16 protein-coding genes, 1 tRNA gene and 1 other annotated feature are annotated in these 16,206 nt (G+C 36.5%); of the genes, 15 read left to right on the forward strand and 2 right to left on the reverse strand.

Annotated features, from left to right (window positions below):
- Positions 1–5: 5 nt before the first annotated feature.
- The 8 genes from dltA (at position 6) to IGJ18_RS03910 (ending at position 8,240) form a co-directional block, all read left to right on the forward strand.
- On the forward strand, positions 6–1,523 hold the full coding sequence (dltA, locus tag IGJ18_RS03875; protein WP_438842921.1) for a D-alanine--poly(phosphoribitol) ligase subunit DltA: 1,518 nt from the start codon (positions 6–8) through the stop codon (positions 1,521–1,523).
- Positions 1,520–2,725 carry a D-alanyl-lipoteichoic acid biosynthesis protein DltB gene (dltB, locus tag IGJ18_RS03880; RefSeq protein ID WP_010719821.1) on the forward strand — a complete coding sequence of 402 codons (1,206 nt, stop codon included), beginning with the start codon at positions 1,520–1,522 and terminating at the stop codon, positions 2,723–2,725. The genes dltA and dltB overlap by 4 nt, the downstream gene beginning before the upstream one ends.
- A gap of 69 nt (positions 2,726–2,794) precedes the next feature.
- Positions 2,795–3,028, forward strand: a complete 234-nt coding sequence (dltC, locus tag IGJ18_RS03885; protein WP_010719820.1) for a D-alanine--poly(phosphoribitol) ligase subunit DltC — start codon at positions 2,795–2,797, stop codon at positions 3,026–3,028.
- Positions 3,029–3,030: 2 nt separating this feature from the next.
- The gene (dltD, locus tag IGJ18_RS03890) at positions 3,031–4,302 is read left to right on the forward strand and encodes a D-alanyl-lipoteichoic acid biosynthesis protein DltD (RefSeq protein WP_438842922.1); all 1,272 of its coding nucleotides are present in this window, start codon (positions 3,031–3,033) and stop codon (positions 4,300–4,302) included.
- Positions 4,303–4,539: 237 nt separating this feature from the next.
- Positions 4,540–5,622, forward strand: a complete 1,083-nt coding sequence (locus tag IGJ18_RS03895; protein WP_010719818.1) for a M42 family metallopeptidase — start codon at positions 4,540–4,542, stop codon at positions 5,620–5,622.
- Positions 5,622–6,419 (forward strand): DUF975 family protein, encoded by a 798-nt coding sequence (locus IGJ18_RS03900; protein ID WP_010719817.1) that lies wholly within the window; start codon positions 5,622–5,624, stop codon positions 6,417–6,419. The genes IGJ18_RS03895 and IGJ18_RS03900 overlap by 1 nt, the downstream gene beginning before the upstream one ends.
- A 65-nt stretch (positions 6,420–6,484) precedes the next feature.
- Positions 6,485–7,225, forward strand: a complete 741-nt coding sequence (locus IGJ18_RS03905; protein ID WP_010719816.1) for an MBL fold metallo-hydrolase — start codon at positions 6,485–6,487, stop codon at positions 7,223–7,225.
- Positions 7,226–7,235: 10 nt separating this feature from the next.
- On the forward strand, positions 7,236–8,240 hold the full coding sequence (locus tag IGJ18_RS03910) for a lipoate--protein ligase (RefSeq protein ID WP_010719815.1): 1,005 nt from the start codon (positions 7,236–7,238) through the stop codon (positions 8,238–8,240).
- Positions 8,241–8,385: 145 nt separating this feature from the next.
- Here IGJ18_RS03910 and IGJ18_RS03915 read toward each other — a convergent pair whose 3' ends face one another.
- On the reverse strand, positions 8,386–10,236 hold the full coding sequence (locus IGJ18_RS03915; RefSeq protein WP_034698783.1) for a GHKL domain-containing protein: 1,851 nt from the start codon (positions 10,234–10,236) through the stop codon (positions 8,386–8,388).
- Between the two features lie 217 nt (positions 10,237–10,453).
- Here IGJ18_RS03915 and IGJ18_RS03920 point away from each other — a divergent pair, with 217 nt between their 5' ends.
- The 5 genes from IGJ18_RS03920 to IGJ18_RS03940 all read left to right on the forward strand — a co-directional run bounded on the left by IGJ18_RS03920 (position 10,454) and on the right by IGJ18_RS03940 (position 14,479).
- Positions 10,454–10,993, forward strand: a complete 540-nt coding sequence (locus IGJ18_RS03920; protein ID WP_010719813.1) for a signal peptidase I — start codon at positions 10,454–10,456, stop codon at positions 10,991–10,993.
- Between the two features lie 70 nt (positions 10,994–11,063).
- On the forward strand, positions 11,064–11,750 hold the full coding sequence (locus tag IGJ18_RS03925; protein WP_034698785.1) for an O-methyltransferase: 687 nt from the start codon (positions 11,064–11,066) through the stop codon (positions 11,748–11,750).
- Positions 11,751–11,910: 160 nt separating this feature from the next.
- A tRNA-Arg gene (locus IGJ18_RS03930) sits at positions 11,911–11,984 on the forward strand.
- Positions 11,985–12,367: 383 nt separating this feature from the next.
- The gene (locus tag IGJ18_RS03935; RefSeq protein ID WP_342081569.1) at positions 12,368–12,727 is read left to right on the forward strand and encodes a DUF1304 domain-containing protein; all 360 of its coding nucleotides are present in this window, start codon (positions 12,368–12,370) and stop codon (positions 12,725–12,727) included.
- 132 nt (positions 12,728–12,859) lie between these two features.
- On the forward strand, positions 12,860–14,479 hold the full coding sequence (locus tag IGJ18_RS03940; protein ID WP_438842924.1) for a SulP family inorganic anion transporter: 1,620 nt from the start codon (positions 12,860–12,862) through the stop codon (positions 14,477–14,479).
- A 145-nt stretch (positions 14,480–14,624) separates the two neighbouring features.
- Here the strand turns inward: IGJ18_RS03940 and IGJ18_RS03945 are convergent, their stop codons facing one another.
- Positions 14,625–15,278, reverse strand: a complete 654-nt coding sequence (locus IGJ18_RS03945; RefSeq protein WP_010719809.1) for a uracil-DNA glycosylase — start codon at positions 15,276–15,278, stop codon at positions 14,625–14,627.
- Positions 15,279–15,419: 141 nt separating this feature from the next.
- Positions 15,420–15,495 (forward strand) — a sequence feature (ribosomal protein L21 leader region).
- A 19-nt stretch (positions 15,496–15,514) separates the two neighbouring features.
- Here IGJ18_RS03945 and rplU point away from each other — a divergent pair.
- Both rplU and IGJ18_RS03955 read left to right on the forward strand, forming a co-directional pair.
- Entirely contained in the window at positions 15,515–15,823 is a 309-nt protein-coding gene (gene rplU / locus IGJ18_RS03950; protein ID WP_010719808.1) for a 50S ribosomal protein L21, read from the forward strand.
- A 28-nt stretch (positions 15,824–15,851) separates the two neighbouring features.
- Positions 15,852–16,196, forward strand: coding sequence for a ribosomal-processing cysteine protease Prp (locus tag IGJ18_RS03955; protein ID WP_010719807.1), 345 nt, complete (start codon positions 15,852–15,854; stop codon positions 16,194–16,196).
- Positions 16,197–16,206 lie beyond the last annotated feature (10 nt).

The following is a 16,206-nucleotide window of genomic DNA, read 5'->3' on the forward strand; positions in this document are numbered from 1 at the left end:
AGACGATGGATATTCAAACAATCGTTGAATCAATTGATTTTTTTGGTCAAACGGAACCAGATCGGGTCGTTTATCAGACAGAAATCACAGAGCATACCTATGGTGAGCTAAAAAGAAAGTCCGATGCTTTAGCAGCTTATTTAGACAGAAATCTACAGAAACAGGGACCAATCGTGGTTTTTGGAAATCTAGAGTTTGAAATGATCGTTTCTTTTCTTGGTGTCACCAAAGCTGGCCATGCCTATCTTCCGATTGAAGAACATACGCCGAATGAGCGAATTGAATCAATTCTTCGAGTAGCAAAACCAGCTTTGATCATTAGTGTCGGTGACTGGCAGATGGAAACAGATGGTATCCCAGTGATTTCTCGGGAAGAATTAGCAACGATCACGAAAAAAGAGAGTCAATACGAAGCAACACATCCAGTTAAAGGTGACGAAAATTATTACATCATTTTTACCTCTGGTACTACAGGTGAGCCCAAGGGTGTGCAAATCAGTCATGATAACTTATTGAGCTTTGTTCGTTGGACGATCCAGGAATTTCATCTTGAACAGGGTCTACGTTTCTTAGCACAAGCACCATTTTCGTTTGACTTATCTGTTTTTTCGATTTATCCAGCACTTGTGACAGGAGGAATGTTAAAACCCTTAGAAAAAGCGGTTATTCAAGACTTTAGACAATTATTTTCTACTTTAGCAAAGTTGAAATTAGATGTCTGGGTGTCAACTCCTTCATTTATCGATATCTGTTTGATGGAACCCACTTTTGATGCGGAACATGTACCAGATCTAGCCACTTTCTTGTTCTGTGGGGAAGAATTAACCAAAAAAACAGCGCAAGAATTATTGAAACGATTTCCTGAAGCCCGTATTTATAATACGTATGGACCAACGGAAGCCACGGTTGCTATTTCAAGTATCCAAATCACTCAAGGTATTTTAGATCGCTATGAACGTTTACCGATTGGTTATATCAAAGAAGATACCGAGGTTCAGATTGTGAATGATCAAAAAGTGCAACCGGTCAATCAAACAGGTGAAATTATTATCTTGGGTCTTAGTGTCTCCAAGGGGTATCTGAATAATCCAGAAAAAACCAAAGCTGCTTTTTTCAAGAAACAGGATCAACAAAGTTATCATACTGGCGATGCTGGGTTTCTTAATGAGGAAGGTCTTTTGTTCTATGAGGGACGAATGGATCAACAGATAAAACTTCATGGGTATCGTATCGAATTAGGAGATATCGAACACGGGCTTTTGTTAGATGAACGGATTAAACAAGCGATAGTTGTTCCAAAATACCAAGGAACTAAAGTTCAACAACTAGTTGCTTTTATTGTATTAGAAGAAAATTCGCCAGAACCAAGTTTTAAACTCTCTAAATCAATTAAGGAAAAATTGGCACATTCGGTCATGGATTACATGGTCCCTCAAAAAATCAATTACATTGATCTTTTACCACAAACGGTGAACGGGAAAATCGATCGGAAAAAATTAATAGCTGAGGTGAATCCTCAATGACCTTTCCACATATGATCCCGTACGCAGAACCTTATTATTTTCTGCTGTTAATCATCGGTTTAGTACCGATCGTGCTATCATTGTTGATTCGAGGGAAAAGATTGCCAATTTATCAAACACTCATCACCTTGCTTTTCTTATTCATCAGTTTTGGTGGTGTCTATTGGCAACAAGGTGTAGCCTTGATTGCATATGTTGTTTGGCAGACATTATTAGTTTGGGCTTACTTCGTTTACCGTCAAAAGAAAAATCAAGGTATTTGGTTTTACTTAGCGGTGATCCTAGCGATTTTCCCATTATTTTTAACAAAAGTCACACCGTTTTTTGCCCATGGGAAAGAATCTTTTCTAGCTTTTCTAGGGATCTCCTATCTAACCTTTAAATCTGTTCAGATGATCATGGAAATTAGGGATGGATTGATCAAGAACTATCAGCCTTTTCGTTATATTCAATTTTTACTCTTTTTTCCAACGATTTCATCTGGACCAATCGATCGCTATAGAAGATTTGAAAAGGATCAATGTCAGCCGCCTGCAACTGAGAAATATCTGACATTATTAGAAAAAGGTATCCAAAATATTTTTCTAGGTTTTTTATACAAATTTATTATTGGCTATTATTTGGGTCAAGTGTTGTTACCAATCGTTTCTAAAGCTGCCTTGCAACATGGTGGTTTTTCTTGGTCATTAGTAGGATATACCTATGTGTATAGTTTATATCTGTTTTTTGACTTTGCAGGCTATAGTTTGTTTGCGGTGGGAACGAGTTACTTGATGGGGTACCAAACACCAATCAACTTTAACAAACCATTCTTGTCTTGGAATATCAAAGAATTTTGGAATCGTTGGCACATGACGTTATCATTTTGGTTTCGAGATTATGTTTATATGCGCTTGATGTTTTTCTTGATGAAGAAAAAATGGTTCAAAAGTAAAATTGTAACCTCGAATATTGGTTATTATGCATTATTCCTATTGATGGGAATCTGGCATGGTCTAACTTGGTATTACATCGTGTATGGGTTGTATCATGCTACTTTGATTTGCTTAACCGACGTTTGGCTACGATTCAAGAAAAAACATAAAAAACAACTACCATCCAATTGGTTTACTCACGCTTTTGCTGTCTTTATGACTTTCCAAGCAGTTTGTTTTAGTTTATTGATATTTTCGGGCTTTTTAGACCAACTTTTGTTTAAGTAAAGCAGATGATTATCTAAGACTTAAAAATGATTTATTTTACATTATGATTATTTAAGGAGAGATTATATTATGGAAGAACAAATTTTAACTATTTTAGAAGACATTACAGGAACAGATGAAATAAGAGAAAATCGAGAGCTTGATTTGTTTGGTGAGGGATTGCTGGATTCACTTGCTTCTGTTCAATTATTAGTCGAATTAGATGGACAATTAGATGTTCAAGTCCCTGTTTCTGAATTTGATCGTGAACAGTGGGGCACACCGAATAAAATCATTGCACAAGTACAAGAATTGAAGGGATGAGAATGAAAAAGAAATTATTTGCTATTTTCGGTCCAATCCTTTTAGCCTTTGGATTGATAGCAGTTTTTTTCACTTCTTCGTATCGTGTGGATCTAACCGACCCAACAATCATAAAAAAAGCTTCTACATCCATGTCCGAAAATGTGTTAAAAGGAGATATCATCAAAAACGAAGCCTTAGCTGAAAAAAAATATGTTCCTTTTTTTGGTTCAAGTGAACTCAGTCGGATCAGTCCGTTTCACCCATCCGTCTTGGCGGAGAAATACCATCGTGATTATCGTCCCTTCTTATTAGGGGCACCTGGGACACAATCATTAAGTCAGTATATGATGATGCGCTCTGCAGGAGATGATTTGAAAAATAAGAAAATCGTTTTTATCATTTCTCCACAATGGTTTGTCAAAGATGGCGTAAAAAAAGATTATTTTGATACGTATTATTCACAGTTACAAACCCTTGACTGGCTGTTCTCATTGGAAAAAATCACTCCTGCTGACCGTTATTTAGCTAGAAGACTTTTACATTTTTCTATCGTTAAAAAAGATGAAAAATTGACGGAAATGTTACAAATGATCAAAAAAGGTCAACTTCCTTCTGTCGAAAAACGAAATCAATTGCGCTTGAACTGGAATATTTTAAAAAGAGAAGATGAAATGTTCAGCAATATTGGTCTGAAAAGTAAACAAGACAAAATTGATCAGGCAATGAAGCCGTTGCCTGCTAATTATCAAGAAAAAGTTCTGGCAAACCTAGCGGAAAATATTGGGAGAAAAAGTACAAGTGACAATTCTTTTAAGTTAAAAAATGATTTTTATAAAGAGCGCATTCGTCACCACTTAAAAGAGCTGAAAAATTCTCAAAAAAATTGGGATTATCGTTTTTCACCTGAATTTTCAGATTTTCAATTAGTCCTACAGCAATTAGCCCAGGAACAGGCAGAAGCATTATTCATCATTCCACCTGTGAATCAAAAATGGAGTGATTATACTGGGTTATCTCAAGAAATGCTTCAAGGATTTGCAAAGAAAATCAAATTTCAATTGCAGAGTCAAGGCTTTGATCGGATCGCAGATTTTACAAAAATGGCTGATCAACCTTATTTTATGGAAGACACCATTCATTTAGGTTGGAAAGGGTGGCTAGCAGCAGATCAACGGATTAGACCGTTTTTAGAAAACCAACAACAACCAAGTCACTATCAATTGGATCCATCATTTTATAGTAAAGACTGGCAAAAACATTCACCAAATGATTTAAAAGAAAACCAACAGTAATGGAGTTTCGAACACGAAGTGCATAAAAGAAACGCTCGTTTACTGCTGTCAGTCCATTTAAGAGAAAATAGCGATTGCTATCGTATGCATTATGCAAAAAAGCCAGGATTATTGAAAGTTATTCGGTAAACTTTCAATAATCCTGGCTTTTTTCTAACTGAAAAAATCGTTCTGCTGAAAAGCACACCTAATAAATGGTATAATCTAGCTATCAATACGAGAAATGAGGGAGACGTTTTGGATAAAAAAGAAGAACAGTTATTGATTGATCTGACTTCAGCCAAAGGAGTACCAGGCAATGAAGAAGAAGTGAGACAAGTCTATAAAAAGTATGCAAAAGACTTTGCGGAAGATATTTTTTATGATGGTTTAGGTAGTATTATCGCCAAACATGGTTCTGGTGGTGGACCTAAGATTTTTATTTCCGGTCATATGGATGAAGTGGGATTTATGGTGACTAAGATCACTGATAAAGGTTTTTTGGAATTTCAAACATTAGGTGGTTGGTGGGGACAAGTGATGTTAGCCCAACAAGTGGAAATCAAAACACAAGCTGGGAAAGTGATCCATGGCGTGATTGGTTCGAAACCGCCACATGTTTTAACCCCACAAGTAAGAAATAAACCGTATGATATCAAGGATATGTTTATTGATATTGGAGCGACAAGCGATAAAGAAGCAAAAGAATGGGGTATTCGCCCTGGCGATATGGTAACCCCATATATTGAGTATAAACGGTTGAATGGCGGTAAATTTTTACTAGCTAAGGCATGGGACAATCGCATCGGTACAGCTGTTTCATTACGAGTTCTTGAGAATTTAGCAAAAGAAGGACATCCCAATGTTTTATTCGCAGGGAGCGATGTGCAAGAAGAAGTTGGCCTTAGAGGGGCACGCACAAGTACACACTTAGTGAATCCAGATATCGCCTTTGCTTTAGATACAGGAACAGCTGGAGATACACCGGGGATGACGCCAAAAGAAGCGGATTCGATTTTGGGTAAAGGTCCACAAATCTTGATTTTTGATGCTTCAATGATTCCACATAAAAAACTGTTGAATTTTGTGATTGATGTGGCGGAAGAAATGGATATACCATTCCAATACACCGTCATTACTGGTGGTGGGACAGACGCAGGACAGATGCATTTGACAAGAGATGGGGTACCGTCTGTGGCGATTACTGTTCCGGTGCGGTATTTGCATTCACATACTTCAGTGATCCATGAAGATGATTATTTGAATACTGTGAAATTAGTGACGGAATTAGTGAAGCGATTAGACCACAAAACAGTTGAAAAGATTAGGAGTTATGATTAATGGAAACAAAGTTATCACTTTCAGATTATCGCAAAAAAGCTCGAGCTAGCCTTGCGCAACAATGGGGAATCAATGCTTGGCTAGTCTTTCTTTCGATGTTTGTTGCGGGTTTGATCCAAATGTTTTTTGAGGGATTTTTTTTCGTAGATAGCACGCAACAACAAATAGTTAGCTTTTTACTAGAGAATTTCCTTTTATTTGCTTTTTCATATGCCTTATATTACATTGCGCTGGTAGTCGTTCGTGGTGGCAGAGCAAAAAGTAATTTATTGTTTGCCGTCTTTCAAAAAAAATATTTTGGACCTATTTTAGTGATTAATTTGATCAATGTTGTGATCAATTGGATCATTAATGCCCTTGTTTTATTACCAGGTTTTTTGATTGGTGGTGTCAATACTTATACACAATTACTATTTAATTCAAACACAATTTCAACAGATGTGTTATCAGGGAATGCTTTGGACATTAGTTACGTTTTGACCACCTTGCTCATGACCTTTGTTTCTCTTTTGTTGATGAGTATTGTGGGCGGATTGTTTCAATTTGCGGCTTGGACTAAATTTGATTACCCAGAACTTTCAATCATCCAGTGTTTGCAATACGCGTGGTATTTATTAAAAGATCGTTTAGGTACTTATATCCTATTACAACTTTCATTTATCGGGTGGTACCTTGTTGGAGCCCTAGCCTTGTTCTTTGGTTTATTGTGGGTTATCGCCTATGTCAATGTGACTATTGCAGGTTTTTACGAGCAAGCAAGACTTGAAAAAGAACCCCCAGCTACTTATTTTTCATAAAACATGAGAGAGGTTTCACAGAAAAAACAGGATTCTATTACATTGATTCTGAAAGGAGAACGATCATGAAATTAACTGTATTAGGTTGCTTAGGCGCCTATCCATATAAAAATCAAGGAACGACTAGCTATTTATTGCAGTCAGCTGGCTTTAACCTACTGATCGATGCTGGTAGCGCCACCTTGATAAAATTACAAGAGCATCTTGAACCGTTAGAACTTGATGCGGTTATCTTGAGCCATTACCATCATGATCACATCGCTGATCTAGGTGTATTGCAATATTATTGGCAACTACATCCTGAAAAAGAACCAGGAGCTATCTTGCCAATCTATGGTCATACTAAAGATACTTTTCATTTTGATGAGTTAACAATGCCGAACGTGTCAGAAGGACGCGGCTATTTTGAGGCAGAAGAATTGAAAGTAGGTCCTTTTTTAATCACGTTTATGGAAACCATCCATCCAGTGGTGTGCTATGCCATGCGGATCGTCGAAGAAGCGACTGGCAAAGTCTTTGTTTTTACAGGTGATTCCGGCTATTTGGAAAGTTTTGTAGAATTTGCTGAAAATGCAGACTTATTTCTAGCAGATACTTATCTGTTTGCTGGTAATGAACGACACAAAGCGCACTTTACGTCAAAAGAAGCGGGGGAACTTGCGAAAGCAGCAAAAGTCAAAAAGCTAGTATTGACCCATTTACCTCAATTTGGGGATCTTACACAATTACAGAACGAAGCGCAACAAGCTGCGGGTGATACAGTAGAAGTAGCACTAGCAAAAGTCGATAAAGTATTTGATATCTAGGAGGAAGACAATGATTTTTGTACCGAATGACAAGCATGATCCACGTATCAATCTAGCAATTGAACAATTTTTACTCCAAGAAATGCCTGTTGATGAACCGATTTTATTGTTTTATATCAATGAACCATCTATCATTATTGGGCGTAATCAAAACACGATCGAAGAAATCAATCGAGATTACGTTGAACAACAGGGCATCCATGTCGTTCGTCGTTTAAGTGGCGGTGGAGCCGTCTATCACGACTTTGGAAATTTAAACTTTAGTTTTATCATGCCTGATGATGGCGATTCTTTCCGTGATTTTGCTAAAGTTACTAAGCCAATTATTCAAGCTCTTCACGAATTAGGGGTATCTGGAGCAGAATTAAAAGGCCGAAATGATTTAGTGATTGATGGTATGAAATTCTCTGGTAATGCAATGTATGCAACGAATGGTCGAATGTTTGCCCATGGAACTATCATGTTTGATTCTGACATCAATGAAGTGGTCAATGCGTTAAAAGTAAAAAAAGATAAAATCGAGTCCAAAGGGATCAAATCGATTCGTTCTCGTGTGACCAATATCAAACCATTTTTACCTAAAGAAAAACAAGAAATGTTAACAGAAGAATTTCGTGATGAAATTCTATTAAAAATATTCGGAGTAGCAACGCTGGCAGAGGTTAATACGTATCAGCTAACAGACAAAGACTGGATCAAAATCAACGAAATCTCTGATCGCTATTATCGTAATTGGGATTGGAATTATGGGAAATCACCTGATTTTAACTTTTCGAGACAAAAGCGGTATCCGATTGGTTCGATCGAAGTCCATCTGAATGTGTCACATGGTTTGATTGATGATGTGAAAATATTTGGTGACTTCTTTGGGTTAGGAGAGATAAAGGACGTCGAAGAAAAACTGATTGGACAAAGATATGATAAATCAGTTTTAAGTGATGTAGTAAAAACGATTGATATCAAAAAGTATTTTGGTGCGATCGAAGCTGAAGATTTTCTTGCTCTTTTATATTGATCGAATGTTAGTCATTAGTCAAAAACAGGGAACACCAATGATTGGTGTTCCCTGTTTTTTATCTTTTTTTGAGAAAGAGAACGAATATTATTTTGTCCGTTCAAACCTTCATTCAATGAATCAATTTTCCAATCTGCCAAAGACATTATATGCTTTTCTTGGGATTTGTTTTAGTCAATTGGATGATTAAACGATCTACCTGACTATCTTTTTCCTGAGTCAACGTTCCTGCATAACGTTCCGCCACATCTTGGATTATTTTTAAATCAAACTGTTCTTGTTCAGCAAAGTTTTCGGTAATTCCTTGTGAAAAGAGATTTGTTTCATAGTTTGCGCTATGTTCACAACGAATCAATAGTTGATTTTCTTTTTCCTGCATCGATAAATAAATTTTTCGATGCATTGGATCTTCAATGGCATGTGTTTCTCTAAAAGAATGTTCTAAGACATGAATCAGTATTTGGGTCAAGTCATCATCATTGACGGTCAATACTTCTGGTAGTTCGGCTTGAAACTTCACTTTGATATTTCGCTTTGATGCAATTTCTTGATAACGAGCTAAAATAAGATTAGTGAGTTGGTGAGAGGAGTAAGAGAAAATAAATTCAAAATTTCGAGCATTAGTTAAGATAGTTTGCACATAATTTTGTACTTCATCGGTTTCTTCTTCCTTGACCAAATGTTCTAAGTTTTCCATAGTTTGGATAAACTCAGTTCTTAATGTACTGATTTCTTGAATGTGATCACGTAGCTGATCATAATGCTGTTCAAGTAAATCCGATTTTGTTTTCAAGAAATTAACAGTTCGCTGATGCTTATCAAAGCTGATGATGTACTCGATAATATTATAACAAATGATAATAATCAGAATAATCATAAATAGAATAGTAGACCAATTAATATTTGCATTATAAATACCTAATGATGGTTGGATATAAAGCATACAATGGAAAATGGCAATCAGCACAATCCACGGTGTACAAGCAATGAAAAAACGATTATTCCGATAGGCTTCCCCAACACAGACAAGGGAAGTAACTAATGTACTGATTACACTAACCGCATTAACAATGGGCATTAGTTCAGTTAATTCTCCTACTGTCATCAATGAATAAATAAGGACACCTATTTGGATGGAGACTTGCAGAAAACAAAAGAGACCATATATTTTTTGATAATGTTTCATTCGGGATAAATAATACAATACCAGAAATACTGAAGTTAAAATAGTAAATGTATCAGATAAAATCGAATGAACGATTGGTTCAAAAAGGATGCCGCTTAATATATCTTCAGAGATTGATTCAAACCCTAAGACTAACGCAAAACAACTGAGAATGATCAGTGAAATATCTAGTGTCTTTTTTTTGTAAAGCTTAAAAATGGCGTACACCAATATCCCAATTCCTAAAAAGATGGCAATGATCATGGTAACTACTTGAGGAACAGATTGGGAAAAAATAAAGCTGATGATTGGTCCCGTATTTCCAACATAAACTTTTGGTGGAATACCCGAATAGTTTTCATATGGTGAAGTAACTTCGATTTTTAAGTGTTCACCAGCATAATGTGTAGGCAGATCAATAACTGCCAAAGATAAACCAGGATGAAGTTGGTCTTGTTCATTTGTTCGATCATATAAAAGTTGATCATTTAAATAAACTTTTATCCATTGGTTGTTTCCCCGAATCACTAAGTTCGAATCATCCATCTCTTCTTTTAATATAGTTTCCATCACAAAAGTTTCATTTCTTTCAACTGTTGGAAGGTAACTAATATAATGACTATCAAAACGAAAATCAGGTTCATTTTTTAAGTAAAATTCCCATGAATTTTTTATTTCTTTGACCTTTCCACTATCAGAAGGAGTAAAAATATAATAAAAGAAATATACTGTTATCATTAAAAATAACGTTGATAATAGAATGGTGAAAAACCATTTTATCTTTAATGAGTTCGCTTTTTTAAAATATTCAATGTTATTAAAAAAGTTCATAATGTGTCCTTTCTAAAAGTAACATTTTTTTTAGGGTAAACGTTTTTTGTTTTCTAGTCAATCATAAACCTGCATAAAGTTAGATAACCAGAGTTATTTTTTAGATTTTTTTTAAAATTCTTTCAATTCGTTGTAGAAGAAATAGAGTTAAAATTGATAAAATTAAATCGTTATTATATGATGGGAAATAAGAAATGAGTAAAGGGAGTGGAAACTAGTGCCATTTTATAAAAAAATAACCTATATTAGTTCAATTACACTGATTGTTATTTTAGCGATCATTTTGAGCATTATTTTACTTCCTAAAATAGCTGGTCTATCAACCCATATTATTGAAGATCGTGGTATGAGTCCTTACTATAGCCAAGGAAGTTTGATCTATGTACGTCCGAAGAAACCAGAAGAATTGTTGGTTGGTGACGTGATTACGTACTATGAAAACTCAGGAGAGCAAATAACCACCCGACGAGTGATCGCAGTGGAAAAAGACCATCAAGACTTTTATACTAAAGCAGATAGTTCTACGCAGACCGAATCCGGTGTAGTGGGGAGAAGATACATCATTGGAACGCCCATTTTTCAGATTCCCTATATTGGCATTCTTTTATCAAAGTCAGCATTTACTTGGATGCGCTGGCTATTTTTTACCATCGCCTTTTGTTTGACAGGTATTACAGCTTGGAATATGCTAGATGAATTTGAAAAAAAGAAAAGTTTCAATCGGTTTTTTACTCATAGCCAACGAAAAGGAAAGTGAGTGTAAATTTGTTTGCAACTTGTGGATTTGTCAGGTTCTTCGTATAATAATTTGGAAGAGGAGGCAGATTATGCGTAATGAAATGATGCATCGTCCGGTAGTAAAAGAAGAGTTAGTTGATTTTATGCGGACAAAACAGAAAAAACTGTCTGGAGAGCTTGGTTTGATTGAAGAAGAAGCCCATTTAGCGGAAGTACCGATCATTCCCCATGAAACAGTCGTATTCATGCAGTTTTTATTAGGGCAATTAAAACCAAAGAATGTTTTAGAAATTGGTGCAGCTATTGGTTTTTCTTCTAGTTTAATGGCTCAATTAATCAGTGAAAAAGGTCACGTCACGACGATCGATCGTTTTGATGTTATGATCAAAAAGGCCAAGGCAACTTATGAAAGACTTGGCTTAACCGAAAAAGTTACTTTACTAGAAGGACAAGCGGCTGATATTTTACCAGAACTAACTGGGCCTTATGATTTTATTTTTATGGACAGTGCCAAATCGAAATATATTGAGTTTTTACCAGAATGTTTACGTCTGCTAAAAAAAGGTGGCGTATTGATGGTTGATGATATTTTTCAAGGCGGAACGATTTTATTGCCTGATGAAGAGATTCCTAGAGGCAAACGTGCCATTCATCGTAAATTAAATGAATTTTTACAGGTCGTCATGACCCATCCAGACTTGACTTCCACATTAGTGCCGCTAGGTGATGGTGTGATCTTGATAACTAAAGAAAAAGAGCAAATTCATCTACCTTAAGAGTATTTACCTAGTGTCCGACAAAAAGCTTGCTTTTTGTCGGACACTAGGTAAAAGAGGAACGCTTTCTATTGAGCAATCTTTTTTATTGATAAAATAACTATTTCATATTGACAGAACCAAAATGATTCTATATAATTATTTTTGTTCCGAAAAAGCTGTCATAGTAGCTCAGCTGGATAGAGCATCCGCCTTCTAAGCGGACGGTCGGGGGTTCGAATCCCTCCTGTGACGTAAAAAAAACCAAAACCGGTAGAAACGAAAGTTTCTACCGGTTTTTCTTTGTTCTGGTAGTTGGATCAAATGGGTACGTAGCAAGTATTCTTATGATACGCAGTCTAATCAGGTAGGACCTAGGTATGTGTTAAAAAAGAATATATTGGATGTTTTTCTAAGTAAAAGGAGTAGGTAAAATTTTTACTCTACAAATTCATACATTCGTGTATTTTAACTTCGTTTAAGCAGAAATCAGTCCATCCTCTATAGGTGGATGATGTTTGATATCAGGGGATTCAAGGCTTTTTTAATCGCTACAAGTGTGTTTGTTTTTTTATTTTTGAACGGTTCGGCTATACTTATTCTAAGCCGATAAGCAGAAATGAATAGGGGGAGAAAATATGTCGATTATTTCACAAATTATCATTACATTAGTTGCAATTGAATTTTTTTATATCATGTATTTAGAAACCTTTGCTACAACTTCTAAAGCAACTGGCAGAGTATTTAAAATGAGTCAAAAAGAATTAAGTAATTCGTCGGTACAAACGTTATTTAAAAATCAAGGTGTTTATAATGGATTGTTAGGTATTGCTTTATTGTATGCCACTTATATTTCGTCTGCACCAAAAGAAATGGCAAGTTTGTTATTGGTTTATATTGTATTGGTCGCAGCTTACGGTAGTATCACTAGTGACAAACTAATTATTTTGAAACAAGGTGGTCTGGCAATCATTGGATTACTGACTCTTTTGATTTGAGTTAATCTTATTTTATAAAAATTTTCATGAAAACGCCTATAACTTTGTGAAAAAGCTGACATGAGTTAGAAAAATATGCTATTCTAGTAGTTGCGTGTTTCGTAAAATTTTTATAAAAAAGGAGTCTCTAGGTTGTTCAAAAAGTATATTTTTTTACTAAATGAAGAATTTGACGGATATGATCGTCAAAAATTCCAAAAAGATTTATTAGCTGGTATTACTGTAGCTGCAGTAGCTTTACCTTTAGCGTTGGCGTTTGGCGTGTCCAGTGGTGCAAATGCTGCGGCAGGATTAATTACAGCGGTTATTGCTGGACTTATTATTGGTGGCTTGTCAGGTGGTTTTTATCAAATTTCAGGACCAACAGGCGCAATGGCTGCGATCTTGATGTCGATTGCAGCTACTCAAGGGATGTCTGGGGTGTTACTGGCGACATTTTTAGCAGGACTATTATTGCTAGTGGCAGGCATTTTTAGATTAGGAACATTGACCTCTTTTATTCCAGCTCCAGTGATTACTGGATTTACTTCGGGAATTGCTATTATCATTGCCTTGGGTCAAGTGGATAACTTGTTTGGTGTCCATTCAGAAGGTGCAAATGTGATTGAGAAGTTTCTTAGCTATCAGACCTTTGGCTTTTCGATAAATTTTTCCTCCTTTATTATGGGATTATTAGTGATCATCGGAATGATTATCTACCCCAAAAAATGGGCTCAAACTATACCAAGTTCTTTGATGGCAATTATTCTTGCAACGGTTGCGATGTTCTTGTTTCACTTGCCGATAGCAACCGTGGGAAAAATTCCACAGACGTTGATCAGTAGCGATCGCTTAACGTTTGCAGCCTTTCATCTTGATTCTTTAAAAGAAGTGATGGTGCCAGCGATTAGCATTGCCTTGCTTGGCATGGTGGAAAGTTTGCTCTGTGGTGCTTCTGCGGGACGAATGGCAAACAAACCATTGGACAGCAACCAAGAACTTGTTGCGCAAGGAATCGGAAATCTAGTTTTACCATTTTTTGGAGGCATTCCAGCGACAGCTGCGATTGCCCGAACAAGTGTGGCAATTAAATCAGGGGCACAGACTCGTTTAGCTGGTATCATTCATGCTTTGGTTTTGTTTTTATCTATGATTATTTTTGCACCAATTATGTCAAACATTCCTATGCCAGCTTTGGCAGGAGTGTTGATTGTTACTGCTTGGCGCATGAATGAATGGGAAACGATCAACGTCTTGCTCACTAAGAGATATTGGTCTGGCATCTTATTATTTTTGATTACTATGGGATGTACTGTGATTTTTGATTTAAGTATTGCGATCGTCATCGGCATTATCGGTGGCTGTATTTTCTTTGTGATCAAAAGTGCGGCAATCACGATCTCGGTTGAAACAATCGATTGGGAACGAATGGATTTGCCAGAAACAAAAAAATTAGATAATTGGACAGTTGTCTATATTAGCGGACCACTCTTTTTTATGTCTGCTGAAAAATTAAAAAATACATTAGCTGATTTAAATCAAAAAGAGGGGATCATTTTTTCTATGCGTGGTGTTCCAAGTATTGATTTAACTGCCCGGGCTGTTTTTGATGAGTTTCAAGAAAAAGCTGAAATGCGAGAACAAACGATTATTTACACCTCGCTACAACCAGAAGTAGAAAAACAACTACAGCATTTATGGCAAAAAGCTGGCTTTGAGCAACACCAAACAGTAGCGCATGCACTCTCAGCGCTGCATGAACAATATACGTAATCAGTCATGAGCAGGAGAAATGTTTTTGAGAAGCAGGGCAAACAAAGTGTTTTTTGCAGTGTTTAATTAAAATAAGCTATAAAAATTCAAAAATCCCGAAACAGCTTTTTTCTGTTTCGGGATTTTTTACCTATGGAAGCTGTGGCTATTGATTGCTAGGATCTTTCTCGAGATAGTTTGCTAAGGTAAGCCAGTCTTTGCGGATCACGTCAGCTAATGTTCGATTGTAAAAAATAGCTGCAGGATGGAAAAGCGGGAGGATCTGGTAGCTTTTATCACTCCACTCGTAAGCATCTTTTTGTTGATTCAGTTTTAAAATAGGCCCAGTATAAAGCTGACCATGATTTTTAGAGATCGTATAAGCAGAACCTAATAACCGTTGCAAACCGATATTGCCTAATGTAGCAATCAAATGGGGCTCGACATGTTCGATTTCATAATCTAGGATCGGCGCATGAGCGAATACTTCCGCTTTCGTTGGTGTCCGATTCGGATAAACAGTTTCTGCTTGCTGAGTTCGTTTATTGAGTCGTTGGACTGTCCGATAAGGTCGACTTCTGACTGCACTAGTAATATAAACATCTTCTCTTGTCAAACCAGCTAGAGCAAGAGTTTGCATTAGTTCTTTGCCTGCTTGTCCGCTAAAAGGAATATGATTATCGATTTCTGTTTTGCCAGGAGCTTCACCTACCAGCATGAGTTTTGGGTGGAGTGGGCCTTGACCAGCAACGAAACCTTCTACCGCACGACCTTGCATACGAATCGTTGCTTCTTGAACCAATTCATCAGGATAGATCATTCGTTTACCTCCTTCGTCTTCACTAACATTATAATGAGCAAAAGTGAAAATTGCGATTGATTGACTTAAGAAAAGTTCTAGAATCTAGAGTTGACGAATGCGCTGGTTTCTGGTAATCTAGTACTGTTGTAATTGTGGACTCCACAGCTACAACCGCACAGAACGAGTTTGTAAGTACAGGTAACTGTCACTCTGGATGGCGAGTCTAAGTCTATTATAAGGAGGTGCTTTATAGCATGTACGCAATTATTAAAACTGGTGGTAAACAAGTAAAAGTTGAAGTTGGACAAGCAATCTACGTTGAAAAACTTGACGTTGAAGCAGGTGAAAAAGTTGTTTTTGACGAAGTTATCTTAGTAGGTGGCGAAACTACAAAAGTAGGCGCTCCAATTATTTCTGGTGCAACTGTTGAAGGTACTGTTGAAAAACACGGCAAACAAAAGAAAGTCGTTACTTTCAAATACAAACCTAAAAAACATTCACACCGTAAACAAGGTCACCGTCAACCATACACAAAAGTGGTTATCGACGCGATCAACGCTTAATTAGCGCTTGAGAAAGAAGGCCTGAATAATGATCAAAGGAACATTTAAACGTAATGACGCTGGTCAAATCGTTTCATTTACTTTGACAGGGCATGCTGATGCTGGTCCTTATGGGAGTGATATCGTCTGTGCAGGAGTTTCTGCATTAGCGATCAGTACTGTCAATGGGATTGCCTCATTAGCTGGTTTTGAACCAATTGTCGAAATGAATGAAGAAGAGGGCGGTTATTTATATACCGAAGTCACTTCAGGATTGACACAAGAGCAAAACAATATTGCCGAGATTCTATTAGAAAATCTCTTGTTGGGATTACAATCGATAGAAGCTGAAAATTCAGAATATATCCAAATTAAAACAATTAATGATAAATAGGAGGTGCAGA

The sequence above is a fragment of the Enterococcus sp. AZ078 genome (assembly GCF_051714985.1).
Lineage (GTDB): Bacteria > Bacillota > Bacilli > Lactobacillales > Enterococcaceae > Enterococcus_B > Enterococcus_B hirae.